Below are 24,624 nucleotides of genomic sequence, written 5' to 3'. Positions count from 1 at the left end.
CCGCAACACAACAGATCGCGCCGCCACGGCAACAGCCTGACAGCGCGATCGTGACGACACTCAACTCATCGCAATGCGGAAAATGCGTCTAGAGCCCGTCACACTGACGGCGACCGGACGCTCACCCGGTCGCCGTCGGCGCGTCACTCACCGCCAGCGGTCGGGCCTCACCGGTCGACGCCTTCACCGGGCCTCAGTTCGAGGTACGGAGGGCTTCGGCGGTCCAGGTGGCGATGAAGGAGAGCGCCTGACCACGTTGGTGGAAGAGGTGTTGGGAGTCGGCTTGTTGGTGGTAGGCGTTGTGGGTGGGTTCTGAGGCTCGGCCGAGGAGGCCGGGGAGGAGCCACGCGTACTTGACTCCGGACGCCATCACGGCCAGGCGAACCAGGTCGGCATCGCCTCGCCAGCCGCCTTCGCGGAGACCCTCGAGGTAGTTGTCTATGCAGGTCTCGGCCAGTTCGGCGATCCGCTCAGCGGGCCAGAAGAGGTCGAAGACGGCGTCTGGAATGTGGTTGCCGATGTCCTCGCCGAGGGCGCCGTCGCCGGTGAACGCCCAGTCCAGCAAGGCGATCTCACCAGTGGGCCTGCGGATCGCGTTGCAGACCCACAGATCGAGGTGACACCGCGCTCGCGGCAGGCCCTCGACCAGCGTGAGCAATTCAATGCGATGGGCAAGCAGTTCGGCCCAATCGGACCTGAGCCCGGCAGGCCAGTTCTCGGCGATCAACGGCTGCTTCCAGGCCGCGTCGTCATCGAGCAACTTCCACGGCACATCGCGAGTCGTGGAGTAGTCGTGGAGAAACCCGACCGAGGTCCACGGCACTTCATCCGCGGGCCTCGCCTGCCACCGCCCACACGCTCGCGCCAGTGCCGCATGATCGTCGAGAGCGAACTCCGTGCCAGGCAGACCTTCAATGTCCTCCAGGAAGAGAACCGCGCCGCCGGGTGTTCTTCGACTTCCGCCTCGGGCAGCACGAGACCCGTGCCGGCGAGTTGCTCGCGCAGTCGGTCGTCTCGGTAGACCTCCAGCTCGCGCCGCCAGTAGTTCCAGTGCCGCGGATCCTCGGAGGCCTTCCAGGGACCATCCGTGCCGGTCGGTTCTTGCAGTTCCTTGCGGATCAGCGTGTGTCCCTCCGCGTCGGTGATCCGTTCGACCGTCGCGGTGACCGCGTTCAGCGGGTTGTGCCGCAGGGCCGTGGCGTTCGTGGCTCCGGCTGCGCGTCGGGAGAAGCTCATGCCTGATTGTCAGGCGAGGAGGGTTCTCGGCGGGACTCCCGCCAACGCCTTCACGTCGCGGGTGAAGTGGGCCTGGTCCGCATACCCGGTGCGGGCGGCGACCTCGGCGAGCGAGAGACCTGTGCGCGCCCGGTCGAGTGCCAGATTCATCCGGAGGACCCGGTCGAGCATCTTCGGTCCGTACCCGAAGGCGTCCAGGCACCGCCGATGCAACTGCCGCTCACTCAGCCCGACATCCCCCGCCAGAGCCGGTACTGCGACGCCGCGGCGGATGCCACGCAGCACATGGCTCACCAGGTGGTCCGGTTCGTTGAAGAGGTCGGCGACCGCATCCTCGAGTGTTGTCGCAGGATCGGGCGACCTCCCGATCCGATCCGCCAACCGGCGGCTGCGCCCCGGCGACCAAAGGTCCGACAAAGCCACTCGCCGGTCGAGGATTTCCTTGGCGGGCACTCCGAGGAAGCCCGGCGCGATCCCCGGCGCGAACCGGATGGCGGCGTACCGGGTGCCCGGCTCGGCGGTCCCGAGGTAGGCCCGCGTATCGGGCCCGGCGACAACCAGCTTTCCCTCGACCCAGAGCAAGTCCATGCACCCGTCCGGCAGGATCCGGTACGGCCCGCCGTCCGTCGTACGCGTCCACACCACGGCCCCCGGCATCCGGGCGACCCGCTCGCGATACGGCTGCACCACTTGACTCACCCCACCAGTCTGAGCGGCCCCACCGACAATTTCCGTTGCGCCGTCCTCAGGTGGCCGGTTGGTACTGGCGGAGGTCGACGCCGACGCCGGTGCACGATCCGGTAGCGCCGGGTAGGACGCCGGGAGGTCAACCGAGTTCGAGGGCGGTGCAGATCCAGCGGCCGCGGTGTACCTCGAGGCGGAGGGCCATCGCGCGGGAGCGGTCGCCGTACCGGACGTGGGCGGCGACTTCGGCGACCTCAGTGGCCGGCGTGAACACGTGGACCGAGCGGACGGCACTGCGCTCCTTGGCGCCGCGGGCGGTGGCGGTGGTGGTCAGGCCGAGCACGCGGACCCGGCGGCTGACGTCGGCGAACACCACGGTGTCGGTGAACCGCACCAACTGACCGATCGGCCGGTCACCGGCGAGTACCTCCGCCAGCGCCTGAACCAGCCGAGGAGCCCACGCCTGCGCGTCGGGCAACGACGGCCCAGTAGGTACCAGCCGCAGCACAGGCCGAGCCGGCGCGACCTGCACCTCCGGAACATCCTGATACCGCAGAGCCAGCGCCCCATCCGTCACCGGCCCACGCTGGGCCTCGCCCTTCGCCACCCGAACAGGAAGCCGAGTCGGCGCAGCTGGCTGCCCGGGCTCGCCGCCGGTCCGCGGCGGTCCGCCGACTGGCTGCCCTTCGGACTTGTGCAGCTTGGCGATCGGCTGGGTTCCGGCTTCGGGCAGTTGGAGGTCGGGGTGAGTTGCGGTCTGAGGTCGCTGGGTGGGGGTGGGCGGTTGGGGTGCGGGGACGGGGTGCGGGGTTGTGCTGGAGGTCGGGAGGGGGTGGATGGCGACGAGGTGTGAGGGCTGACTCATGTCACTTCTCCTGGTGGGTAGGCGGCACGGGCTGGACGGACGTGGGTGCCGGGGTACGGAGCACATGGCCGGGGTGGATGAGGTCGGGGTCGGAGCCGATCAGTTGGCGGTTCGCCGCGTACCACTGCGGCCAGCGAGTCGCGATCTCCTCGTCTGTCGCCGCCGGGCCGAGCTCAGCCGCGGCGATGGACCAGAGCGACTCCCGGGGCTGGACCATGTGCGAAGCCGGCCGGACTCGCTGGCCCGTCTTGAGGTCGGTGTACCGCGTGGCGGCTCCCGAGGTAGGCCGATCCGGCACAGCCACCTGATCCGGCCCCGACGTCCGCGCCGAGCCGCGATCGGCCGGTACTGCGGACCCTGGCTCGGCGCCGGCGTTCGTCGGCTGCTTCGAGTCCCCGGTGAGGCGCAACCCAGAAGCCTGCTCAGGCACCGAGGTTCGGCCCGTAGACCCTTCCCCATCCACCACGGACCGCGGCTCGACGGCAGCCTGACGAGGCGCCGCCTCAGCGCTAGTCCGCTGCGGCGCAGTGGAGCGAACATCCGGGCTCGCCGGTACTGCGGGCCGCGTGGCGCTGCGGCCCGTCGGGCTCGCCGAGTCGCCGGAAAGGCTCAGCCCCGACGGCTTCTCGGGAACCGACGTGCGGTCCGTCGGGCGCTCGCCGGGGGCTGCGGAGTGCGGGTGTGCTGAAGGGGACTGATGGGCGGGGCGGGTGGTGGTCAGGCGGAGGGTGGATGGGGGTTCGGTGGCTCGCCAGTTGGACGGGTCGCCGGTGAGTTGGATGGTGGAGCGGGGTTCGACCGAGGTCCAGGGGCGTTGGTGGTTGCCGTCGCCGGGGGTGGCGTGAGCGACGCCGATCGTCAGCGGAGTGACGGCGGCGACGCCCAGGGCTGAGCGGAGGAGTGCTCGGGAGCTCTGTGAGGTGATCCGGGTGGCGACGATCGAGGCCGAGCGGCCCACGACGCCCGGCACCTGCTCCAGCACGGTGGCAAGCACGGCGATCAGGAGCCAGGCATAGGCGACCCACGCGACCGATCCGACGGCCAGGGATGCCATCGAGGTCAGGTCCTGCGTGGTGGCGGAACCGATGGAGTCTGCAGTGACCCAGCGCAGCAGCAGGCCGATCCCACCCAGTGCGCCGAGCGCGAGAAGCCCTTTCAGACCCCGGATCATCGCGTTCATCTCGTTTCGCCTTCGATCCATGAGTTTGCTTGAGTTTGCTTTAGCTTGATTAATATAGACCCGCCTAGCCTGCTCTTGGCAAGTCGAAATCATATGAAAGTGTCACGGACGGTGAGTCCGCCGCACGGAAAGTGGCGGCGATGACCGCTCGACCGAGTAGGTTCGCGGCATGCGTCTGGAAGCTCTGTTCGAGGATCTGGAGTCCCAGTTCGAGGCGATGCAGGACGGCGATCTGTACGGCGAGGTGGCGGACCGGATCCGCGCCGAGGTCGGCAAGATCACCGTGCTCGACCGGCTGCGCGGCGCGGTCGGCACCGTCGTACGGGTCGAGCTCACCCAGGCCGATCCGGTCCAGGGCACGCTCAGCCGGGTCGGCAAGGACTGCCTGCTGCTCGAGGCCGAGCGCTACGAGGAATGGCTGATCTCGGACGCCGCTCTCACCGCGGTCCACCGGTTGGGTCCGTGGGCGGAGCCTGCCGAGGGGGCCGTCGCCGCGAAGCTAGGTCTGTCGCACCTGCTGCGGGGAATCGCTCGGGATCGTTCGCCTGTGACGTTGTTCTGTGGTGGAACCCCGGTCACCGGCACGATCGACCGGGTCGGCGCCGACTTCCTGGAGATCGCGGAGCACCCGCTGGACGCGCCGCGCCGGCGTACCGAGGTCTACAACACCCGCCTCGTCCCCACCCGCGCCTTGGACGCAGTACGCCGCCGTTAGCTGCGGACGTCCTCGGAGTCGGCGGCCTCGGCCTCTTCGCCGAAGGGATGGGTGTCGATGAACTGCTTGGTCTCGGTGTAGAGCCGCTCGATGTACTTCTCCAGCTCGGACGACTCCACCCGCCACTGGCCCCGGCCGCCGATCTTGACCGCCGGGATGTCGCCGCGACGGACCAGCGCATACACCTGGTTTGCCGAGATGTTCAGCACCTCGGCGACGTCGGACAACTGGAGGAAGCGCGGAGCCGGCATGCGTGCTGTTCCCCTTCGAGTCGGTGACGGGCTGGTTGCTTCAGTTTGCCACGGTTGGCATCCGAATCAGCCAGTTTGTCCCCAGGCGTCCCCGCCCTGTGGACGACGGTCAACGGCCAGACCGCGGACACGGCAGAATGTCGTCGCCAAGAGCGATCAGGCGGTAACCGAGAATTTCTGGGGAGTTCGAGTGGCCGACAGTCCAGTGGTGCGGAGCGGGTTCGCTGCGCCGTCCACACCGACCCTGCGCAACCGGCGGGCCCGATGGAAGGACGGTCGCCTGCTGCTCGGTGTGCTGCTCGTCGCCATCACCGCACTCGGTGGCGCCAAACTGCTGTCGGCCGCGGACGACACCACCGCCATCTGGGCCGCGGAGCGGGATCTGCCGGCCGGCACCAAGCTGACCAGCCAGGACCTCACCACGGTCCGCGTCCGCTTCACCAGCGACTCGGCTGCCGGCCAGTACGTCGCCGCTGACGCGGATCTCAAGGGCCTGGTCGTCACCCGGGCGGTCAGCAAGGGCGAGTTCGTCCCGAGGCAGGCCGCGGTCACCCAGGCGGACAGCGAGCGCACCGAACTACCGCTGTCGATCGCGACCGGCCGTCTCCCCGCGGACACAGTGGCCGGAGACCACGTCGACATCTGGGTGGTGCCGAAGGCAGCCGACCAGCCGGCCAAGCAACTCTGGGCCGAGGTCCGCGTGATCCAGGTGGACACCGCGAAGGGGGTGGCCGGCGGATCGTCCCGACGACAGGTCCTGGTCGGCCTCGAGCCGAGAGAACTGACGAGACTCCCTGCTGCGCTGGCCATGATGAGTACCGGTGAGCCAGTGCTGATCCGGCGGGGCCGCTGATGTCGGTACCAGTCCTCCTTGCGGTGACTGGCGCGCCGTGGGAGGCCGACGTCGTACGCCGGGCCGAAAGAGCCCAGGGGATCCGTGTAGTCCGCAGATGCGTGGACATCGCCGACGTGATGGCCGCGGCGGCTAGTGGACAGGCCAGGGCGGTCCTGCTCGCAGAAGACCTTCCCAGGTTGACGTCTGACGCAGTAGCGGCTCTGCACGCGAGACGCATCGCCGTGCTCGCACTGGTCGATCCGTCCGACAACGGCGAGCCCACCGGCGCCGAGGACAGGCTGAGCCGGATGGGGATCGAGCGGATCCTCCCGGCCGACGTCAGCGCCGAGGACCTCGGCCGGGCGATCACCGACGCGGTGGAGTCCGGACCGCCGGCCACCGTGTCGCACTTCGCCGGCGGGTTCGTCCCCCTCTCGAGCGAGACCGTGGCCAACCCAGAACGAAACGGCTACGAGCCGTACGGTCAGGGAGCCGGCCGAGTCATCGCCGTCTGGGGTCCCACCGGCGCCCCGGGCCGCAGTACGGTCGCGGTCGGATTGGCCACGGAGTTGGCTGCGCGCGGGGTCTCCACACTGCTTGCCGACGCCGACGTGTACGGCGGAACGGTGGCTCAGTTGCTCGGCATGCTCGACGAGACCTCGGGGCTCGCCGCGGCGGCGCGTTCGGCCAGCGGTGGTTCGCTCGACGTGGCGGTGCTCGCCCGGCAGGCGAGGCAGGTCGGGCCGCACATGCTGGTGCTGACCGGGCTGAGCCGCGCCGACCGGTGGACCGAGCTCCGCCCGACGGCGATCGAGTCGGTCTGGTCCACGGCCAGGAATCTCGCGCCCTGCACGGTGGTCGACGCGGGCTTCTGCATCGAGAGCGATGAGGAGATCTCGTTCGACACTCTCGCGCCCCGGCGCAACGGGGCGACCCTGGCAACCCTGGAGGAGGCCGACGAGGTGATCGTGGTCGGGACCGCCGACCCGGTCGGCCTCACCCGGCTGATCCGCGCGCTGCACGAACTCCGCGCGGTGGTGCCGTCGGCGAACACCCGGGTCGTGGTGAACAGGGTTCGCTCAGGGTCGCTGGGGAGTTCCCCTGCCGATGCTGTCGCGGAGGCGCTCAGCCGGTACGCCGGAGTACAGGCGGCGGCGTTGCTGCCGTTCGACCAGGCGGCGTGTGACGCGGCGCTGTCGCACGGGCGGAGTCTGGCCGACGCGGCGAAGTCGAGCAAGCTCCGCAAGGGGATGCAGCAGTTGGCGGCGGGGGTTCTCAGGGATCTCCTCAGTTGATTTAGGGGGGAAAACCCCACCGACAACGGACCGGGGATATGCCAGGGTTGACGAAACGGTCACCGGCCGTGGGAGCAGCAGAGCGGTAGAGCAGCAGCGCCAGGGGAGAGTCATGTCCGAGGTCCAGGGCCGTCCGGCCAGCACGATGAGCACCGAGCGCAGATACGGCATCGCGATCTCGGTCGCCCTGATCCTCGGCGGTCTCTACTGGGCCCTCACCGGCCTGACCGAGGGCACCAAGAACAGCCACGACACCTACCCCGTGCAGGGCACCGCCCTGTCGATCAAGACCAGCTCGACCGATCTCGAGGTGCGGTCCGGCGATGTCAGCGAGATCACCGTGGACCGGCGGTTCGAGCGCAACGTGTTCGGCTCGGACCCGAAGGACAAGTACAAGGACGGCAAGCTGGAGATCCGCGACACCGGCTGCGGATTCCTCTCCTTCGGCTGCGACACGGAGTACGTGGTGACCGTGCCGAAGGATCTGAAGGTGAGTATCGACAGCAGCAGCGGCGACCTGAAGGTATCCGGGCTGGCGGGCGGCGCCGACCTGAAGTCGAACTCGGGCGACATCGAGGCGCACCAGATCGGCGGGGTGCTGACGCTCGAGTCCTCATCGGGTGACCTGGAGGCCCACGACCTGACCGCGTCGTCGGTGAAGAGCGACAGCAGTTCGGGCGATGTCGACCTGACCTTCACCGAGGCGCCGTCGTCGGTGGACGCGAAGACCAGTTCCGGCGACGTGACGGTCCTCCTGCCCAGCGGTGACGAGGCGTACAGGGTCGACACCGACACGTCGTCGGGTGACGAGTCCGCCAGGGTGAAGATCGACCCCTCCTCGCTCCGTACGATCAAGGCGGAGACGTCCTCGGGTGACGTCACGGTGGAGTACCACCGCTGAGTGACCGCCGGGGACCGCGCGTATGTCCCCGGGGGACCGCCCGTATGTCCTGAGTAGTCTTGCGCGCATGCCTGACGACAAGCCCGACCTGCGCGGCCTGCTGGTGGACTGGGGTGGCGTGCTCACCGACGGTCTCGACGTGGCCCTGGGCCGGTGGGCCGAGCTGGACGACCTCGACTTCGACGCCTACTACCAGGCGATCGTCGACTGGCTGGCCGCGACGCCGGCCGAGGCCGAGCTGAACCCGATCCACGCGCTCGAGCGCGGTCAGATCGCGGTCCCCGACTTCGAGCGCAAACTCGCCGCCGTGCTGATCCGTCGCGACGGCACCCCGGTCCCGGCCGAGGGCCTGATCGAGCGGATGTTCGCGCACTTCGAGCACCAGCCGCAGATGTCCGCGCTGATCCGGCGGGCCAAGTCGCACGGCATCAGGACCGCGCTGCTGTCCAACTCCTGGGGCAACACCTACCCGCGCGACACCTGGGACGGCATGTTCGACGACATCGTCATCTCCGGCGAGGTCGGGCTGCGCAAGCCGGAGAAGGAGATCTTCCAGCTCGCGGCCGAGCGGATCGCCCTGCGCCCGGCGCAATGCGTCTTCATCGACGACCTCGAGCTCAACGTCGACGGTGCCCGCACGCTCGGCATGACCGCCATCCACCACACCTCGTACGACGAGACGCGGCGCGAGCTGGAGTCTTTGTTCGGAGTCGACCTGACGTGACCATGACCTCCAGCTCGCGAACCACCGACCGGCGCTGGATCGTCGCCGCCATCCTGGGCTGCGCGATCTTCGTCACCCTTGGCGCCTGGGCTTACGGGCTCTTCGACGGCATGATCGACCTGCAGGTCTATCGGATGGGCGGCTCGGTCCTGCTCGACCGCGAGTCCCTGTACGACGCGCAGCTGCCGGGCTCGGGTCTTCCGTTCACCTATCCACCGTTCGCGGCGATCGCGATGGTGCCGCTGGCGGCGGTTCCTTGGGGTGTCGCCCTGGTGGTCTGGACGACGATCTCGGTGCTCTGCATCGGGCTGATCTGGCGCGCCAGCCTCCCGGCGACGGCCTGGTCCCTGCTGCCCGGGCAGTGGCGCGAGCGGCGGATCGTAGTACTGGCGGCGTTGACGGGCTTGTCGTTGCTGCTCGAGCCGGTCTGGCAGACGATCCAGTTCGGCCAGATCAACCTGTTGCTCACCGCAATGATCCTGCTGGACCTGGTCCGGCCGGCGAACGCGAAGTGGCGTGGGTTCTGGGTCGGGGTCACGATCGGGGTGAAGCTGACGCCGCTGCCGTTCCTGGCGTTCCTGCTGATCACCAAGCAGTGGCGGGCCTTCCGGAACGCGGTGCTCGGACTGCTCGCGACGATGGCGATCGGCTTCGCGGTGGTGCCGAACCAGTCCTGGGAGTACTGGACGGTCGTCATCCGCAACGCCAACCGCGTCGGCGGTCTGGCCTACACGGCGAACCAGTCCTTCATGGGATTCCTCAGCCGGCTCGGCGACGAGGCGTCCTGGGTCGAACCGACCTGGTTCCTGCTGTCGGCGGTCTTCGGCCTGGCCGTGCTCTGGCTGGCGCGTCGTTTCTGGCTGGCCGACGAACGGGTCACCGCGATCTCGGTGATGGCCCTGGCCGTGCTTTACGCGTCTCCGGTCTCGTGGAGCCACCACTGGGTCTGGATCATCCCGCTCGGCGTCAGCCTGATCCGCGCGGTCAACCGCCAGTGGGGCTACCGACCGGCCGTCGCCACCGGCATCCTCTGGTACGGCCTGTTCGTGCTCAGGTCGATCTGGTGGGTCCCGTACCGCGACGACCGCGAGCTGAGCTGGTCGTTCTGGCAGTCGATCCCCGGCAACTCCCACCTGATCCTCGGCATGATCGCCTTCCTCATCCTGGCCTACACCAGCCGCTCGCTGCCTAAGCCAGCGCCTGCAAAGGCCCCGTCAACCGTCTAGCCAGGTCCTGGTCGACGTGGGCGATCTCGGTCAGCAGTACTGCGACCGCGGCGCGGAGGGCGCGGGTGAGCTCGTCCTGGTCGAGTGAGCGGACCAAGGTTTCTTTGATCGGGTCGGTGGTAGCCACAGGCAGCAGGTGGAGACCGCGGCCCTGCGATGAGGTGACGCCGTGCCGAAGGCAGGCCAACGCAAGCACCTGGTCGCGAACACCACTGATCATGTACTCCGCCTGCCACGCCTTGCCGCGAGCGATACTCGACCGAGCGTGCAGGGCATACAGCCACCCCATCGAGGCCAGGTCGATCGCCGCCGGCTCCTGCGCCTGCTCCTGCTCGACCGCCTCCCCGAACAGCAGCCGGAAGGTCGGTGCGTAGGCGCCGAACTCCTCCGCGGGCGCGAAGGCGACATCCACCTGCAACGTGTTCTCCAGCAGGAACACCCGATAGATCGTCCCCCGCCGACCTATGTCCATGTGATGCACACACCCGTACTCCCGATACATGCGGGCAGTCCAGTCGGCGATCACCTCACCCTGATCGGCCCCCTCGACCAGCCCGAAGGCCAGGTCGATGTCAGACCACTCGTCCTCAGCGCCAACAGCCCCGGACCCGGTCAGAGCCGCCCCACTGATCCTGCTGTCCGCCTTGGCTGCCGCAACGAGTTCGTCCCGTAGCTGCTCGCGATCCCGCACACTGAACATCCCGCCAACCTAACCCCGCCCCCATCAGCCGACGCACCGATTTTGGAGCGATGCCCGTGGCAGCCCGCACGCTGCTGGGTTACCCACTCTTGTTGTGGGTTGCCTAGTCGTCTGCGCAGGGGTAACCCACAACAAGAGGAGGTAACCCGGCGCGGGACGTAGTACTAGGCGGAGAACAGCAATAGGAGGCCGCCGACTGTGTAGCCGACCATGACGATCAGCAGGGGGATTTGGCCGGCTAGGGCTTTGTTGCGGGGGAAGAGGGCTACTGCTCGGTCGTGGGCTGAGACGACGCCCATGAGGTGGCCGCCTACTACTGCTAGGACCTGGATGACGGCGATCGTGGTGCTGTGGTTGGTGATGCCGGTGTTGAGGCCGAGCAGACCGGTGCCGAAGATGTTGGCGCCGTTGCTCAGGGGGTCGCTGAGGTAGATCAGCGACCGTTGGCCTTCCAGGATCAGCAGGGTCAGGTAGTGCGCGACGACGTACCCGAAGGCGATCGGTACGACGGAGTGCGCGAACAGCCTCGGCAGCGTTCGACGGGAGCTGTCGGACAGCCGACCGGCAAGCAGGGCGGCACTCGAGAACGTCACCAGCACGAACAGGATGAACGCGAGCAGCGCCAAGGTGCCGAGCGTGGTCATCGAGTAGTCGGTGTTCTGGGCCCACCCGATCCACGCTGTCGAGTTCGAGAACCCGTCGTACGCCGTTGAGCCGAGCAGGGCGGCCACCATGCCGACGAGGCCGGGTTGTGGCTTCAGGCCGTCGAGGTTCTCCAAGGGGCGGCGGATCACCAGGGCGCCGTCGGTGCGGCGGCCCCAGGGGGACAGCCGGGACATCAGCGTGGCGTAGACCTCGAACGGGTCGGCGGTGGAGAACCAGCGGTCGCCGAAGAGGATCGCGCCGAACAGCATGATCACGACGTACAGGGCGAGCCAGGCCTGGAGTACCGGCAGGGTGGCCCGGTCGGGGGCGACCAGTTCCAGCCACGTGAAGGCGAAGATGCCGACTGCCGCGGGCCAGAGTCCGAGCCCCGCGGGCAGTTCGAACAGACCTTTGGAAGGCGGCTGCCGCAGCAGTTTGCTGATCAGCAGGTGGATCGTCCGGAGCGGGTTCAGGGTGCGCCAGACCGGGCCGAGCAGGATCGAGATCGGGACCAGGCCGACCCAGACCAGGATGTAGACGAAGCCGAAGATCGGGTTTGTCAGCCGGTCCACGCCGAACAGCAGCGCGACCATCGCGTAGAGGAAGATCGCCAGCCCGACCAGCCGGACGAACCAGCGGAAGCCGGACGAGTCGACCGTCCGGGTGATTGCGGCGGGCAACGGCTTGCCGGAGGCGTTGCCGCGGTACCTCGGGTTCCGCCAGGCCACGGCCAGGATCGCGAACGACAGCGCGATCGCGACCGCGGCGCCGCCGACGGCCAGACCGAACGGGATCGGCAGGTCCTGCCGGCCGCCGATCCCGTGCAGCGGCAGCAGCAGCGGCGTCGCCAGTTGCGTGGGGAGGATCAGCGCGGTCACGAGACGACGAGCTTGGCGACCAGCTTGCCGCTCTCGTGGGTCTCGACCTCGAAGGTGCCCTTCATGTTCGCGGTGAACTTCACCGAGGCGGGCTTGCCCGGGGCCAGCTCGAGCTCCTTGTCGTAGCCGTGGATGTGCAGCTCGTCCGCGGCGTCGCTGACGGCGGTGATGAGCACGGTCTGGCCGGCCTTCACCTTGATGCTCGAACCGCTCGGGTTGACCTTGCCGTTGGCAACGGTGACGTTCAGGGTCACGTCGGCCTGGTCGCCGGACGGGTCCGCGGTGTTCGACGGCGTGTTGGTCTTCGGCCCACCCGGGGTGCTCGGCGTGCCGCTCGGCGTCTCGGTCGGGGACGCGGTGGGCGCTACCGACGGACTGGGGCTCGCGCCCGCGCCGGAGTCGTCGCCGCCGCCACAGCCGGCCAGAACCAGCATGCCGAGGGCGGGCAGGAGCGCGAGCGCGGTACCGCGGGAGAGCGTCGAACGCATGAGACGAGGGGCCTTTCAGCAGGTCGGTTCCAGTACGCGGGCGCGTGACGCACCCTCTTGCCTGACGAACGCGCCCGGTCCAGTGTTCCCGGTATGCACCATCGGTCGTGTCACGATCGCTGTGGGCCACGTCCGCCTCGCCCAGCCAGTGTCGCAGCCCACTGTCGGCGCACACCGTTAGGGTGACTGCACACGTACCTGAGGAGTAAGGAGGGCCTGGATGCCGGACCGGTTGACGTCGCTGGACCTGACCTTCCTGAAGGCCGAGAGTCCGGCCACGCCGATGCACGTCGGCACCGTGGACATCTTCGAGCCGCCGGTGCACGGCGACGACGGGTTCGACTACGAGCGCCTGGTTGCGCTGATCCGCGACCGGATCGCCTTCGTGCCGCGGTACCGGCAGCGCGTCCAGAACGTGCCGGGCCGTTTCGCCGGGCCTGTCTGGGTCGACGACGAAGACTTCGACATCACCTTCCACGTACGGCGGTCTGCCCTGCCCCGGCCGGGGACGCACGCCCAGCTGCTCGAGCTGGTCGCCCGGATCATGTCGCGGCGGCTCGACCGGGCCAGGCCGCTCTGGGAGATGTACCTGGTCGAGGGCCTGCAGGGGGACCGGTTCGCGATCATCTCCAAGTCCCACCAGGCGCTTGTCGACGGCACCAGCACGGTCGACATCGGCCAGGTGGTGCTCGACTCGACCGCCCACCCGCGGGACACGCCGACCGACACCTGGCAGCCCGCGCACCCGCCGTCCGCGCTGGAGTTGCTCGCCGGGGTGTTCGCCGACGCCACCCGCCACCCGACCGCGGTGCTGGAGCTGGCGCGGGCCGAGATAGCCAGCCTGACCGGGTCCACCTCGGTCCGCGAGGTGCTCGGTGACGTGGTCGGCTCGGTGGTCGCGCAGCGGCACGTCCAGGAGAGCTCGCTGCACGTGAAGACGTCAGGCCAACGCCGGTTCACCACGGTCCAGACGGACCTGGAGGACTACCGCACGGTCCGGGCGATGCACGGCGGCACGGTGAACGACGTGGTCCTGGCGGTCGTCGCGGGCGCGTTGCGCGCCTGGATGATGACCCGGGGTGAGAGCGTCAGCCCGACCCGTGGGGTCCGCGCGGTCGTGCCGGTGAGCATCCGCGACGACGATGACGAGGAGCCGACCTCGCTCGGTTCCCGGGTGATCTCGTCGACGGTGAACCTGCCGGTCGGGGAGAACTCGCCGGTGATGCGGCTGCACCAGATCTCCTACCAGACGAAGGTGCACAAGGACACCGGCCGGGCCGTGAGCGCCCGCTCGCTGGTCGGCATCGCCGGCTTCGCGCCGACCACCCTGCACGCGCTCGCTGCCCGGGTGGCCACCGCGACCGTGCGGCCGATCGACGACGTGGTGATCACGAACGTGCCAGGGCCGCAGTTCCCGCTGTACGCACAGGGCGCGCCCATGCTGGCGTCGTACCCGGTCGTCCCGCTGATGCCCGGCCAGGGCCTGTCGGTGGGCGTCACGTCGTACGACGGGAAGGTGTCCTTCGGGCTGAACGCGGACCGGACGGCGATGCCGGATCTGACCGTGTTCGCCCAGTGCGTCACCGACGCGCTCGACGAGTTGCTCGACACCACCAAGGGGAGCCGGAACCGTGCCTCGCGCGGCCGGAAGAACCCTCGCAGCACGAAGAAGGCGGACTCATGATGAGGATCTACGTCCCATCGACCATTCCCCTGCTCGACGCCGCCTGCCACGCCGGGGAGATCGGACCGGCGCCACTGACGGCGTACGCCGTGACGCCGGCGCTGCGCGAGTGGTACTCCGGCGGCGATGACGAGGAGCTCGAGTACGCCGCGATGGCTCAGGCGGCGCGAGCCTCGGTCGGGCTGCTCGCGGCCGACCCGAGCGCGGCGCGGCGACGGGTGGTCATCGCCTGCGAGGTCGGCGCGGTCCCGCCGGCCGACGGCACGGTGGAGCTGGGCGACGCCCGGTTGGAGATGCGCGTGGTGATCCCGTGGACGAAGGTGGCCGCAGTACACGTGGACGCGGTGGCAGCCGCGGGGGTGGTCGGGAAGGCCGCGGACACCTGGGACGCCGCCCACGGTGACACTGCAAATGGGGGTGATGAGGACGCTGTTTTCGCCCTCGACTCGTGCGAGGGTGAAGATCTGTTGTGGTACGCGACCCAGGAGATCCCGGATCTCCTCGCCGCGGAAGGCCCGCGCGGCGGGCTCCGGGCCTGACCGGTTGAGCTGACAGGGAGCTGATGGCGATGCAGGCGATCTGGAAGGGTGCCATCTCGTTCGGGATGGTGACGATCCCGATCAAGGTGTTCTCGGCGACGGAGGAGAAGGACATCTCCTTCCGGCAGGTCCACGTCGCCGACGGCGGCCGGATCCGGTACAAGCGCGTCTGCCAGGAGTGCGGCGAGGAAGTCCCGTACTCCGACATAGGCAAGGGCTACGAGATGGCCGACGGGCGGATGGTGGTGCTCGAGCCGGAGGACTTCGCCGACCTGCCGCTGTCCAGCAAGAAGGTCATCGACGTGCTGGAGTTCGTGCCGTCCGACCAGGTCGACCCGCTCTACCTGGGCAAGTCGTACTACCTGGCGGCTGACGGTGGGCCCGGCGCGAAGCCGTATGTGTTGCTCCGGGACGCGCTGGAAGGCTCCGAGCTGTACGCGCTGGTGAAGGTGGCGTTGCGCTCGCGGGAGAGCCTCGGATTGCTGCGCACCCACGACAACGTGCTCGTCCTGCAGGTGATGCTCTGGCCGGACGAGGTCCGCGACTCCTCCTTCGCGGCGCCGTCCGAGGACGTGGAGATCCGCAAGCAGGAGAAGGCGATGGCCGAGTCGTACATCGACACCCTGCGCGGGGAGTTCGACCCGGACCAGTACCACGACGAGTACCGGCAGGCGCTCGAGCAGGTCGTCGAGGCGAAGGCCGCCGGCGTACCGATCCCGGAGGCCGAGGAGGAGGAGACCGAGGGCGCCGAGGTCGTCGACCTGGTCGCCGCGCTCCGTGCCTCGGTGGAAGCCGCAAAGGCCCGTCGCGCGGGTGGCGGCTCGGGCGGTGGCGGCAAGGGCGACGCGGAGGAGAAGCCCGCCGCCAAGAAGTCCGCCCCCGCGGCGAAGAAGGCTCCCGCCAAGAAGGCCGTCGCGAAGAAGGCCCCGGCCAAGAAGACCGCGGCCAAGAAGGCAGCGAAGAAGTCCGCCTGATGACTCCGGGTGGCCGGAGGATCTCGACCGGTGAATTTCCGGGAGATCCTCCGGCAACACCTGCCCGATCACACGGTGTTGTGGGATCTTTGGCGGATTGTTCCTGAGGCGAGAGGCCCGTCATGAGCGAGAATCCGATCGAGAACCCGACGGCGGCGGTCGAGGCGGGTGTCTATCTGCTCGAACTCGTGCCGGTGCCCGTCACCGACATCGACCGGGCCAAGGCGTTCTACTCCGAGAAGGCCGGCTTCAAGGTCGACGTCGACGTCACCCCGGCGGACGGCGTACGGATCGTCCAGCTGACGCCGCCTGGTTCGTACTGCTCGATCACCCTGAGCTCGGGTCTCCCCACCCTCGACATGCCGGCCGGCTCGATCCGGGGCCTTCACCTGGTGGTCGCCGACATCGAAGCGTCCCGGGCGGAACTGGTCGGCCGCGGCGTCGACGTTGCGCCGGTGGAAGACATGGGCGGCGTGTTCTACGCATCCTTCGCCGATCCCGATGGCAACACCTGGACCCTCCAGCACATGCCCTGGCGTCCCTGAGGGGTCACGCCTGATCTAGCTCTCGTCAGGGCATTGTGGTGCCCTGGGTGATCTTGCTCGCACGCAGCAGCGGTGCCGTCTCAGCATCGTTGCTGTGCCGGGTGTTCGGCTGAAACGCATGCTACAAATGGTGCCGCGGGGTGTGACGGGTTCAGGAGCGGACCAGTCGGGTTCGTGGTAAGGCGTCCGACGTGGCAGCATGAAGACGCGAACCTGTCGCGGCAGGCCCCGATCGGGCCCCACGAGGGAGCCGCCAGCAGTCGACAGACCCAGCCGGGCCGAGAACCAGCCGAGCCGATCTAGGAGCACCGCACACCATGGATGCCGTCACCGCCGTCCCCACGCCTGTCAACGAGACCGTCCGCGGGTATGCGCCCGGCTCCCCAGAGCGCGGCAGCCTGGAGGCGAAGCTCAAGGAGTTCAACGCGGCCGGCGCGATCGACCTGACCTGCACGATCGGCGGCGAGCAGAAACTCGGCGGCGGCGCCCAGGTCCAGGTGGTCCAGCCGCACAAGCACGCGCACGTGCTCGGCACGCTCGGCAACGCCACCGAGGCGGACGGCAAGGCGGCCGTGGACGCCGCGCTCGCGGCCGCTCCGGCCTGGCGCTCGCTGTCCTTCGACGACCGCGCGGCGGTGTTCCTCAAGGCGGCCGACCTGCTGGCCGGCCCGTGGCGCGACACCCTGAACGCGGCGACCATGCTCGGCCAGTCCAAGACGGTCCAGCAGGCCGAGATCGACGCCGCCTGCGAGTTGATCGACTTCCTCCGCTTCAACGTCGCTTTCGCGCGCAACATCATCAACGACCAGCCGATCTCCTCGCCGGGGATCTGGAACCGGGTCGACTACCGGCCGCTCGAGGGCTTCGTCTACGCGATCACCCCCTTCAACTTCACCGCGATCGCCGGCAACCTGCCGACCGCGCCCGCGCTGATGGGCAACACCGTGGTCTGGAAGCCGTCGCCGACCCAGCAGTTCGCGGCGCACTGGACGATGCGGCTGTTCGAGGCCGCCGGGCTCCCGGCCGGTGTGATCAACCTGGTCACCGGTGACGGCATCGACGTCAGCAAGGCCGCGCTGACCCACCCGGACCTGGCCGGCATCCACTTCACCGGTTCGACCAGGACCTTCCAGAGCCTGTGGGGGACCGTCGGGCAGAACATCGCCGGCTACAAGACCTACCCGCGCCTGGTCGGCGAGACCGGCGGCAAGGACTTCATCCTGGCGCACCCCTCGGCCGACCCCGCCGTACTGAAGACCGCGATGGTCCGCGGCGCCTTCGAGTACCAGGGCCAGAAGTGCTCCGCAGCCAGCCGCTCGTACGTCGCCCGCTCGGTCTGGAACAAGATCCGCGACGACATCGCCGCCGAGACCGACTCCCTCACGATGGGTGACGTCAGCGACCTGTCGAACTTCATCGGCGCCGTGATCGACGACCGCGCGTTCGCCAAGCACAAGGCGGCGCTGGACCGGGCCCGGCAGTCCGACGCGATCGAGGTCCTTGCCGGTGGCACCTATGACGACTCCCAGGGGTACTTCGTCCGCCCGACGCTGCTGGTCTCCGACGACCCGACCGACGAGATCTTCACCACCGAGTACTTCGGACCGATCCTCGGCGTGCACGTGTACGAGGACGGCGACTACGCCAAGGTGATGCAGCAGATGGAGAGTGCGGCGCCGTACGGCCTGACCGGTGCGGTGATCGCCCAAGACCGGGCCGCCGTCGCCGAGGCGAGCGAGTACCTGCGCTTCGCGGCCGGCAACTTCTACGTGAACGACAAGCCGACCGGCGCGGTCGTCGGCCAGCAGCCGTTCGGTGGCGCCCGCGCGAGCGGCACGAACGACAAGGCCGGCTCGATGTGGAACCTGATCCGCTGGGCGAGCCCCCGCTCGATGAAGGAGACCTTCGCCCCGCCGATCGACTACCGCTACCCGCACCAGGGCTGAGCCCAACCAGGCAGCTTAGAGACGACCGGCCGGCGCACCTGCCTCGGCCGGTCGTTTCTTGTTCGGACTGTCCGGCATCGCGCCGCAGGACGGGCAGCCGACCTGCTGCAGACGGCGGTGTTCTTCCAGCATGTTCGCCGCGCCGGGCGAGACCCGGCTCAGCAGGCGCAGGATCCGCCCGCGGGCGATCGGCTGCGTCCCGGCGTGCCACCACGGCACCTGCCCACTGGCCCGGGTCGCTCGACGATGAAGGAAGTGAGTGCGGAGCAGCAGGAACTGGCGGCGGAAGCGGTGCCGCTCGAACAGCACCAGACCGACCAGCACCGCGGCGATGAACACGCGGGTGAGAGTCGGAGAAGGGCGGTCCGGAACCTCGTACCCACCATCGGTCAGCCCGGCGGCTCGCTCGAAGTGGTTGTAGGGCCCAGGCGCGACCAACTCGTCGGCGCTGTACGCGACCGGGAAGGCGAGCGGCCCGCCAAGGAGAGTGCCCGCCGCCCACTGGGTGGTGTGCCGCGTCTCATGCCGCTTGATCGACCGCAGTTCGCGGTACGAGTAGTCGTCGTGCGCATAGGTAAGGAACACGTGGCCGTACATCGTGCCCCCGCGGGCGAATCCCGACTCCATCCGCGCGACGAGATTGCCGTTCGGCGCGAACCTGCAGACGTTTGCGCCCCGCGTCTTCGCGTAGGTCAGCGCCAGCCCGGTCTGGCCGGCCGTCAACACCTGGCGGGCGAATACCGCCGGACTGGCGCCGCTGCGGGTGTAGGCCGCCGCCTGGTTCACGGTCAGTTTCGCCGGTGGCTGGCAGGTCGGTGCGCCCAGACCGAAGGCCGCCAGCCCCAGCAGGCCGACGACCTGCAGGCTGACGAGCACCGCGAGCAGGCGTAACAGCCGGCGGTGCCGCTTCCGGCATCCGCCGCACTTCTCCTGTCGGTCCTCCCGCCGCCGGCCGCATGTGCCAGAGTCCCAGTCCACCGGTCCCGAAAGTCCGCAGCACGCCCTCGCCCCAGGTCGACCGAACGCGTCGGACCAACCTCGCAAGCACGGATCATCGCCTCCCACCCCTAAGGATGAGGCCGAGCCCGTCGCCGCGGTATCAGTCAGATGACCGCGATCGGAAGGCCCTACCGGGACAGGCCGCGGCGGACGGTGATGTAGAAGGCAGTCAGGTCGTCGATCAGGGTCTCGACCTGTTCCGGGTCACGCTCGGCCGGCGTCCCGTCTTTCCGGGGCGGCACTTTGTGCACCGGTTGAGTAGTCGGGGCGCAGGAATCTGCTCAGGTCGTGCACAAAGTGCCGGTTTCGGGGGTCTCCGCCGGCCCCGGGGCGGGACCCCGAACTCTGGGTACTGACGCCTGCCGGCCGAGCTCGTCGGACATGTCGGGCTCGCGTTCGACTCCAACCGTCGCCCAGTTGGTCGCCAATGCGCTCGACCCGGCTCACGCCCGCTGGGTCAGCTGTGGTTTCGTCCCGCGCCGTGGTTCAGGCGGTGCGGTGCAGCGGCTGCGCGGCCGGTCCGATCAACAACGCGAAACCGCACATCACGCAGATCCACTCGGCCGCCGGGTCGTCCTCGGGGTGATCCCCGGTCTCGACCCGTTCGAAGAGCACCACGGCGTCGCAGAGGACGCAGTACTGCGTGTCGTCGGTTGCCGGCCTGCGGCGTTGGGTACGCATGAAAAACCCACCTCCGAGTGTCCTTTTCAGACTGCCACCGGAGGTGGGTTCACCAGGTCAGCGACACGGTTCAGCAGGCGTGTCGTTGGGCCGATCGTCAGTTGGTGCCGTTGTGCCAGTCGCGGCCGAGGTCGTGCTCCTTCTGCAGGCCGGAGCGGATCGCGCCGACGACGAACGGTTCGATCTTCTTGCCGATCAGCGGGACGGCGACCTTGACGTCGAGGTCGATCGACTGGACGGTCTCGCTGCCGCTCGCGGCGATCCGTGCGCTGCCCTTGAGCGTCACGGGGGTGTTGGCGATCTCGCCCTTGACGTCGGCGTCGCGCGACCCGTCGGCGTTGGCCGGGTGCCAGGTCTCGGTCTGCACGACGGTCAGCGTCTGGCCGACGAACTTCCGGGCGATGTCCGGCACGTCGTCGGACGGCATCTCGCGCTGCACCCGGACGATCGTGTCGCCGCCGGACTGGCTCACCTTGACGTCGTACGACAGCGCCTTCGTCTTCTCGCAGGCCTGCTCGCGGAAGGTGGCGTCGCTGACGATCGCGAAGACTTCCTCAGGGGTGGCGTCGTACGACGCCGACATCTTCAGCTCCATGCCGCACATCATGGCACTACTGATCGGTCACCGAGGTCGTGATGCAGCCGTGCCGCGACAGTGACGGAGTGTTACGGGAAAGTGATTACCGAACAGTGATAGCCGCTCGTAAGTTTCCTACCAATGCAGGGCAGGCTTCTAGGTAGGAGGCGCGATGCGGGTTCGTAGGGTCTCTCGTTCGCGGATTTGATTGACGTGTCATCATTGATACATCAATCGGATACGGGACGACAGAGCGAGGCAGGCGGGATGGTGGGGAACGGCAGGACGGCCGCGGTGGACCGGCGGCGGATGACGGTGGAGGAGTTGACGGTCTGGCGGTCGCTGGTCGACACGACCGCCGAGCTCCGGCGGCTGCTGAGCGTTCAGCTGGCCGAGGAGTCGGGGCTGTCCCCGGCGGACTACCAGGTGCTGCTCGCGCTGAGCGAGGCCGAAGGCAAGCGGAGTAGGTCGTCGCGGCTGGCGGCGGAGATGGAGTGGGAGCGCAGCCGGCTCTCCCACCACCTCGGGCGGATGGAGAAGCGCGGGCTGATCCGGCGGGAGGACTGTGCGACCGACAACCGCGGTGCCGAGGTCGTGCTGACCGACGAGGGAGCCGCCGCGTTCCGGCGAGCGACCGCACCGCACACGAAGGCGATCAAGAAGTACTTCGCGGATGCGCTGACGCCTGATCAGTTCGACGCGCTCGCCGACGTGATGCAGACCCTGCAGAAGCACGTGGCGGCGCGATGACCCGGATCGCAGTACTGGGTGCAGGGCATGTCGGGCCGGTGATCGCGCGCGTCGCGATCGAGGCCGGGTACGACGTGTCGATCTCGGCCTCGGGTGATCCGGCGGAGATCGAGTTGATCACCCAGGTGCTGGTGCCGGGCGCCGAAGCGCGCTGGGCCGCTGATGCCGTCGCCGACGCCGACCTGGTGGTGTTGTCGATCCCGCTGCACAAGTTCGCGACGTTCGACCCCGACCTGGTGGCGGGCAAGCTCGTCGTGGACACGATGAACTACTGGCCACCGGTCGACGGCGTCCAGGAACTCTTCGACGATGACCGCTTCGGCAGCAGCGAGATCGTCCAGCGACGGCTCGCCCGGTCGACCGTGGTCAAGACCCTCAACCACCTCGGCTACCACGAGCTCGCCGACGACCGCCGACCCGTTGGTTCTCCGGAACGGCGGGCACTCGGCGTCGCCGGAGGCCGTACTGCGGTCGACCTGGTGGCGGGTGTCATCGAGGACATCGGCTACGACACGGTCCGGCTCGACGGTCTGCGCGCGGGGCGGCTGCTCGAACCGGGCGGTCCCGTCTTCGGAGTGGCGCTGAGCCGCGCGGAGTTCGAGTCGACCGTCAGCGCCGAAGCAGCCTGAATCCCCTGTTTCCAACGACTTTCACAACTTCAGAGAGAGAACGAATCATGACCACAGCAGTACCAGAGGCCGGCGGGGGATTCCCGCTGGTCCTCGGCCTCGACACCTTCGGCGACCTCACCTCCGACGAGCAGGGCCGCCCGCTCTCGCATGCCCAGACGATCAGGGACCTCGTAGAACAAGGGGTTCTGGCCGATCAGGTCGGGCTGGACTTCTTCGGGATCGGCGAGCACCACACCGACGACTTCCCGCTCTCGGCCGCGGACGTCGTGCTCGGCGCGATCGCGGCGCGGACCGAGCGCATCCACGTCGGCTCGGCCGTCACCGTGCTGAGCTCGGACGACCCGGTCAGGGTGTTCCAGCGGTACTCGACCTTGAACGCCCTCTCGGGTGGCCGCGCCGAGGTCATCCTCGGGCGCGGCTCCAGCATCGACTCGTTCCCGCTGTTCGGGTACGACCTGGCCGACTACGAGGACCTCTTCGAGGAGAAGACGAATCTCTTCGCCGAACTCCTCAAGGGCAGCCCGGTCAACTGGGAGGGCAAGACCCGTGCGTCCCTGCACGACCAGGACGTCGTACCGCATCTCGAGAACGGCACGCTGCCGACGTGGATCGGTGTCGGCGGTAGCCCGCAGTCGGTGATCCGGGCCGCGCACTACGGGTTCTCCCTGATGCTCGCGATCATCGGCGGCAGCCCGTCGCGCTTCGCGCCCTTCTCCCAGCTCTTCCACAAGGCGCTGGACAGCTTCGGCCGCGACCCGCTGCCGGTCGGGGTGCACTCGCCCGGCCACGTGGCGGCGACCGACGAGCAGGCCCGCGAGGAGTTCTGGCCGCGGTACCTGGAGGTCATCACTCATGTGAGCAAGACCCGCGGCTTCGCGATCCCGACCAAGCAGTCCTTCCTGGCCGAGGTCGGTCCGCACGGCGCCCTCTTCGTCGGCTCGCCGGAAACGGTCGCGCAGAAGATCGCGGCGAACCTCAAGACCCTCGGCGCGAACCGCTTCGACCTGAAGTACGGCATGGGCGGTCTGTCCCACGCGGCCCTGATGACCAACATCGAACTCTTCGGCACCCAGGTCGCCCCCCGAGTCCGCGAACTGATGGCTAGCTGAGCAGGCCTTCCGAGAGTTCCCAGAGGCGGGTGGCGTTGGCGGGGTCGATGGCGTAGGCCGCGACCCCGTCGAAGCCGCCCGGTACTGCGAGCTCAGCCGGCTGGCAGTCTTCGAAGTAGGTGCCGGTGATGCCTTGTACCAAAGGCGAGGCGGCCAGGAGGACTGAGGTGGCGGCGCCCTGTTCGGTGGTCTTCCAGGTGATGGACGGGTCCACGGCGCCGAAAGAGGTCGGGGCGTTGGCAGTGGTCTCGTCGCCGATGTGGCGCATCAGGTTGGTGCGGATGCGGCCCGGGGCCAAGGCGTTCACGGTGATCCCGGCGGCGGTCCAGCGGCGTGCGGCCTCGACCGCGAAGAGCACGTTGGCCGTCTTCGACTGGCTGTACGCCGCCCAGCGGTCGTACGGGTGGTGCTCGAAGTTCACGTCGTCGAACAGCACCTCGCCCTGCAGGTGACCCCGCGAGCTCACCACCACGACCCGCGCGTCACCCGCGGCGGCGAGTGCGTCGTACAGGCCGGTGGTGAGGGCGAAATGGCCGAGGTGGTTGGTGGCGAACTGCAGCTCCCAGCCGTCGGCGGTGCGGGTCTCGGGGGTCGCCATCACACCGGCGTTGTCGACGAGGATGTGCAGCTGGCCGTGCCAGTTCGCGACGAAGTCGGCGATCGACTGGCGGTCCGAGAGGTCCAGCGGCGCGACGAGGACGGACTTGTTGCCGGTGCCGGCGATCAGGTCGTCGGCGACCTGCCGGCCGGCCTCGACGTTGCGGACGGCGAGCGTCACCTCGGCGCCTGCCGAGGCCAGGGCTCGGGCGGTCTCCAGGCCGATGCCCGAGTTGCCGCCGGTGACGATCGCGCGGCGGCCGGTCAGGTCGACGCCGGCGATCACCTCAGCCGCGGTGGAGGACGGCCCGAAGGGGTTGGTGGTGGTCATGTGAGTGCTCCTATAGACTGATAAGCGGAGCCGGATCCGGTTAATCATCACTGTAACCGGACGCGGCTCCACTTATCAAGGGAGGACTCATGCGAGCCGACGCGCAGCAGAACCACGACCGGCTGCTGGATGCCGCCGCCCGGGCGTTCGGCACGCAGGGCACCGAGGCGTCGCTCAAGGACATCGCCAAGGACGCGGGCGTCGGGATCGGCACGCTGTACCGCCGGTTCCCGAACCGTGAGGTGCTGGTCGAGGCGGTCTACCGGAACGAGACCGCCCGGCTGGGGGCCGCCGCGACCGAGTTGCTCGAGCAGAAGCCGCCGCTGGAGGCTCTGCGGGTCTGGATGGATCGCTTCGTCGAGTACATCGACACCAAGCACGGCATGGGCGACGCGCTCCCCGTGGTGCTCAGCAGTTCGGGTGAGCTGCGGATGGGGTCACGCCTTTTGCTCGCCGACGCCCTCGCAGTACTGCTCGAGGCGGGTGCCGCCGACGGCGCCATCCGCGCCGACGCGGCCCCCGCGGATGTCCTGATGGCCCTTGGCGGGATCACGTTGATCGCCGCCAAGGAACCACCAGGACTGGCCGACCGCCTCCTCGACCTCTTGGTCGACGGTCTCCGCTTCAGTGCCTGACG

The 24,624-nt window shown here is 68.8% G+C and carries 28 protein-coding genes; 15 read left to right on the top strand and 13 right to left on the bottom strand.

Annotated features, from left to right (window positions below; translation table 11 throughout):
- Positions 1–193: 193 nt before the first annotated feature.
- The 5 genes from EV648_RS43345 to EV648_RS23285 all read right to left on the bottom strand — a co-directional run bounded on the left by EV648_RS43345 (position 194) and on the right by EV648_RS23285 (position 3,965).
- Positions 194–772, bottom strand: coding sequence for a hypothetical protein (locus tag EV648_RS43345; RefSeq protein ID WP_199234762.1), 579 nt, complete (start codon positions 770–772; stop codon positions 194–196).
- Positions 724–1,236 (bottom strand): hypothetical protein, encoded by a 513-nt coding sequence (locus EV648_RS43340; RefSeq protein WP_199234761.1) that lies wholly within the window; start codon positions 1,234–1,236, stop codon positions 724–726. The genes EV648_RS43345 and EV648_RS43340 overlap by 49 nt, the downstream gene beginning before the upstream one ends.
- Before the next feature lie 9 nt (positions 1,237–1,245).
- Positions 1,246–1,935, bottom strand: a complete 690-nt coding sequence (locus EV648_RS23295) for a helix-turn-helix transcriptional regulator (RefSeq protein WP_241995511.1) — start codon at positions 1,933–1,935, stop codon at positions 1,246–1,248.
- Positions 1,936–2,062: 127 nt separating this feature from the next.
- Complete coding sequence (locus EV648_RS23290) at positions 2,063–2,785, bottom strand: Rv3235 family protein (protein WP_132295454.1); 723 nt, start codon at positions 2,783–2,785, stop codon at positions 2,063–2,065.
- A 1-nt stretch (position 2,786) separates the two neighbouring features.
- Complete coding sequence (locus EV648_RS23285) at positions 2,787–3,965, bottom strand: LysM peptidoglycan-binding domain-containing protein (protein ID WP_132295451.1); 1,179 nt, start codon at positions 3,963–3,965, stop codon at positions 2,787–2,789.
- A 169-nt stretch (positions 3,966–4,134) separates the two neighbouring features.
- Here EV648_RS23285 and EV648_RS23280 point away from each other — a divergent pair, with 169 nt between their 5' ends.
- Entirely contained in the window at positions 4,135–4,680 is a 546-nt protein-coding gene (locus tag EV648_RS23280; protein ID WP_132295448.1) for a hypothetical protein, read from the top strand.
- On the opposite strand, the gene EV648_RS23275 is transcribed toward EV648_RS23280, so the two are convergent.
- Positions 4,677–4,931 carry a helix-turn-helix domain-containing protein gene (locus EV648_RS23275; protein ID WP_132295445.1) on the bottom strand — a complete coding sequence of 85 codons (255 nt, stop codon included), beginning with the start codon at positions 4,929–4,931 and terminating at the stop codon, positions 4,677–4,679. The two genes, EV648_RS23280 and EV648_RS23275, sit on opposite strands and share 4 nt — an antisense overlap.
- A 190-nt stretch (positions 4,932–5,121) precedes the next feature.
- Between EV648_RS23275 and EV648_RS23270 the strand changes: the two genes are divergently transcribed.
- From EV648_RS23270 to EV648_RS23250, 5 genes are all read left to right on the top strand, one after another.
- Positions 5,122–5,784, top strand: a complete 663-nt coding sequence (locus EV648_RS23270; protein ID WP_132295442.1) for an SAF domain-containing protein — start codon at positions 5,122–5,124, stop codon at positions 5,782–5,784.
- Positions 5,784–7,061, top strand: coding sequence for a P-loop NTPase (locus EV648_RS23265; RefSeq protein ID WP_132295439.1), 1,278 nt, complete (start codon positions 5,784–5,786; stop codon positions 7,059–7,061). Before EV648_RS23270 ends, EV648_RS23265 begins: the two co-directional genes overlap by 1 nt.
- A gap of 112 nt (positions 7,062–7,173) precedes the next feature.
- Entirely contained in the window at positions 7,174–7,962 is a 789-nt protein-coding gene (locus EV648_RS23260) for a DUF4097 family beta strand repeat-containing protein (protein ID WP_132295436.1), read from the top strand.
- Positions 7,963–8,029: 67 nt separating this feature from the next.
- Positions 8,030–8,686, top strand: a complete 657-nt coding sequence (locus EV648_RS23255; RefSeq protein WP_132295433.1) for an HAD family phosphatase — start codon at positions 8,030–8,032, stop codon at positions 8,684–8,686.
- 2 nt (positions 8,687–8,688) lie between these two features.
- Positions 8,689–9,912, top strand: coding sequence for a glycosyltransferase 87 family protein (locus tag EV648_RS23250; protein ID WP_132295588.1), 1,224 nt, complete (start codon positions 8,689–8,691; stop codon positions 9,910–9,912).
- On the opposite strand, the gene EV648_RS23245 is transcribed toward EV648_RS23250, so the two are convergent.
- From EV648_RS23245 to EV648_RS23235, 3 genes are all read right to left on the bottom strand, one after another.
- A complete protein-coding gene (locus tag EV648_RS23245) occupies positions 9,875–10,612 on the bottom strand; it encodes a nucleotidyltransferase domain-containing protein (protein WP_132295431.1) in 738 nt (245 codons plus the stop codon). The genes EV648_RS23250 and EV648_RS23245 overlap by 38 nt on opposite strands.
- A 164-nt stretch (positions 10,613–10,776) precedes the next feature.
- Positions 10,777–12,135, bottom strand: a complete 1,359-nt coding sequence (locus EV648_RS23240; RefSeq protein ID WP_241995509.1) for a hypothetical protein — start codon at positions 12,133–12,135, stop codon at positions 10,777–10,779.
- Positions 12,132–12,623, bottom strand: coding sequence for a cupredoxin domain-containing protein (locus EV648_RS23235; RefSeq protein WP_132295428.1), 492 nt, complete (start codon positions 12,621–12,623; stop codon positions 12,132–12,134). The genes EV648_RS23240 and EV648_RS23235 overlap by 4 nt, the downstream gene beginning before the upstream one ends.
- 220 nt (positions 12,624–12,843) lie before the next feature.
- On the opposite strand from EV648_RS23235, the gene EV648_RS23230 reads away from it, so the two are divergent.
- The 5 genes from EV648_RS23230 to pruA all read left to right on the top strand — a co-directional run bounded on the left by EV648_RS23230 (position 12,844) and on the right by pruA (position 18,311).
- Positions 12,844–14,307, top strand: a complete 1,464-nt coding sequence (locus EV648_RS23230; RefSeq protein ID WP_132295425.1) for a wax ester/triacylglycerol synthase family O-acyltransferase — start codon at positions 12,844–12,846, stop codon at positions 14,305–14,307.
- A complete protein-coding gene (locus EV648_RS23225) occupies positions 14,307–14,846 on the top strand; it encodes a hypothetical protein (protein WP_132295582.1) in 540 nt (179 codons plus the stop codon). Before EV648_RS23230 ends, EV648_RS23225 begins: the two co-directional genes overlap by 1 nt.
- A 29-nt stretch (positions 14,847–14,875) precedes the next feature.
- A complete protein-coding gene (locus EV648_RS23220) occupies positions 14,876–15,820 on the top strand; it encodes a Ku protein (protein ID WP_132295422.1) in 945 nt (314 codons plus the stop codon).
- A gap of 122 nt (positions 15,821–15,942) precedes the next feature.
- Entirely contained in the window at positions 15,943–16,365 is a 423-nt protein-coding gene (locus tag EV648_RS23215) for a VOC family protein (RefSeq protein ID WP_132295419.1), read from the top strand.
- A gap of 317 nt (positions 16,366–16,682) precedes the next feature.
- Positions 16,683–18,311, top strand: a complete 1,629-nt coding sequence (gene pruA, locus EV648_RS23210) for an L-glutamate gamma-semialdehyde dehydrogenase (protein ID WP_132295416.1) — start codon at positions 16,683–16,685, stop codon at positions 18,309–18,311.
- A gap of 15 nt (positions 18,312–18,326) precedes the next feature.
- On the opposite strand, the gene EV648_RS23205 is transcribed toward pruA, so the two are convergent.
- From EV648_RS23205 to EV648_RS23190, 3 genes are all read right to left on the bottom strand, one after another.
- Positions 18,327–19,187: a hypothetical protein gene (locus EV648_RS23205; RefSeq protein ID WP_132295413.1), complete on the bottom strand. Its 861-nt coding sequence runs from the start codon at positions 19,185–19,187 to the stop codon at positions 18,327–18,329.
- Between the two features lie 609 nt (positions 19,188–19,796).
- Complete coding sequence (locus tag EV648_RS23195) at positions 19,797–19,991, bottom strand: hypothetical protein (RefSeq protein ID WP_132295410.1); 195 nt, start codon at positions 19,989–19,991, stop codon at positions 19,797–19,799.
- A gap of 97 nt (positions 19,992–20,088) precedes the next feature.
- Positions 20,089–20,586 carry a DUF2505 domain-containing protein gene (locus tag EV648_RS23190; protein WP_132295407.1) on the bottom strand — a complete coding sequence of 166 codons (498 nt, stop codon included), beginning with the start codon at positions 20,584–20,586 and terminating at the stop codon, positions 20,089–20,091.
- 249 nt (positions 20,587–20,835) lie between these two features.
- On the opposite strand from EV648_RS23190, the gene EV648_RS23185 reads away from it, so the two are divergent.
- From EV648_RS23185 to EV648_RS23175, 3 genes are read left to right on the top strand one after another with little or no spacing between them, the layout of a single operon-like run.
- Positions 20,836–21,318 (top strand): MarR family winged helix-turn-helix transcriptional regulator, encoded by a 483-nt coding sequence (locus tag EV648_RS23185; protein WP_132295404.1) that lies wholly within the window; start codon positions 20,836–20,838, stop codon positions 21,316–21,318.
- Entirely contained in the window at positions 21,315–21,947 is a 633-nt protein-coding gene (locus tag EV648_RS23180; RefSeq protein WP_132295401.1) for an NADPH-dependent F420 reductase, read from the top strand. The genes EV648_RS23185 and EV648_RS23180 overlap by 4 nt, the downstream gene beginning before the upstream one ends.
- 47 nt (positions 21,948–21,994) lie before the next feature.
- The gene (locus EV648_RS23175) at positions 21,995–23,059 is read left to right on the top strand and encodes an LLM class flavin-dependent oxidoreductase (protein ID WP_132295398.1); all 1,065 of its coding nucleotides are present in this window, start codon (positions 21,995–21,997) and stop codon (positions 23,057–23,059) included.
- Here EV648_RS23175 and EV648_RS23170 read toward each other — a convergent pair.
- Positions 23,052–23,987 (bottom strand): SDR family NAD(P)-dependent oxidoreductase, encoded by a 936-nt coding sequence (locus tag EV648_RS23170; protein ID WP_132295395.1) that lies wholly within the window; start codon positions 23,985–23,987, stop codon positions 23,052–23,054. The genes EV648_RS23175 and EV648_RS23170 overlap by 8 nt on opposite strands.
- 89 nt (positions 23,988–24,076) lie before the next feature.
- Between EV648_RS23170 and EV648_RS23165 the strand changes: the two genes are divergently transcribed.
- Positions 24,077–24,622 (top strand): TetR/AcrR family transcriptional regulator, encoded by a 546-nt coding sequence (locus EV648_RS23165; protein ID WP_132295392.1) that lies wholly within the window; start codon positions 24,077–24,079, stop codon positions 24,620–24,622.
- The last annotated feature ends 2 nt before the right edge of the window (positions 24,623–24,624 follow it).

This window comes from Kribbella sp. VKM Ac-2568 (assembly GCF_004345365.1).
GTDB classification, from domain to species: Bacteria; Actinomycetota; Actinomycetes; order Propionibacteriales; family Kribbellaceae; genus Kribbella; species Kribbella orskensis.
Note: the sequence above shows the minus strand (reverse complement) of the source record. Positions and strands in the feature narration are given on the sequence as shown.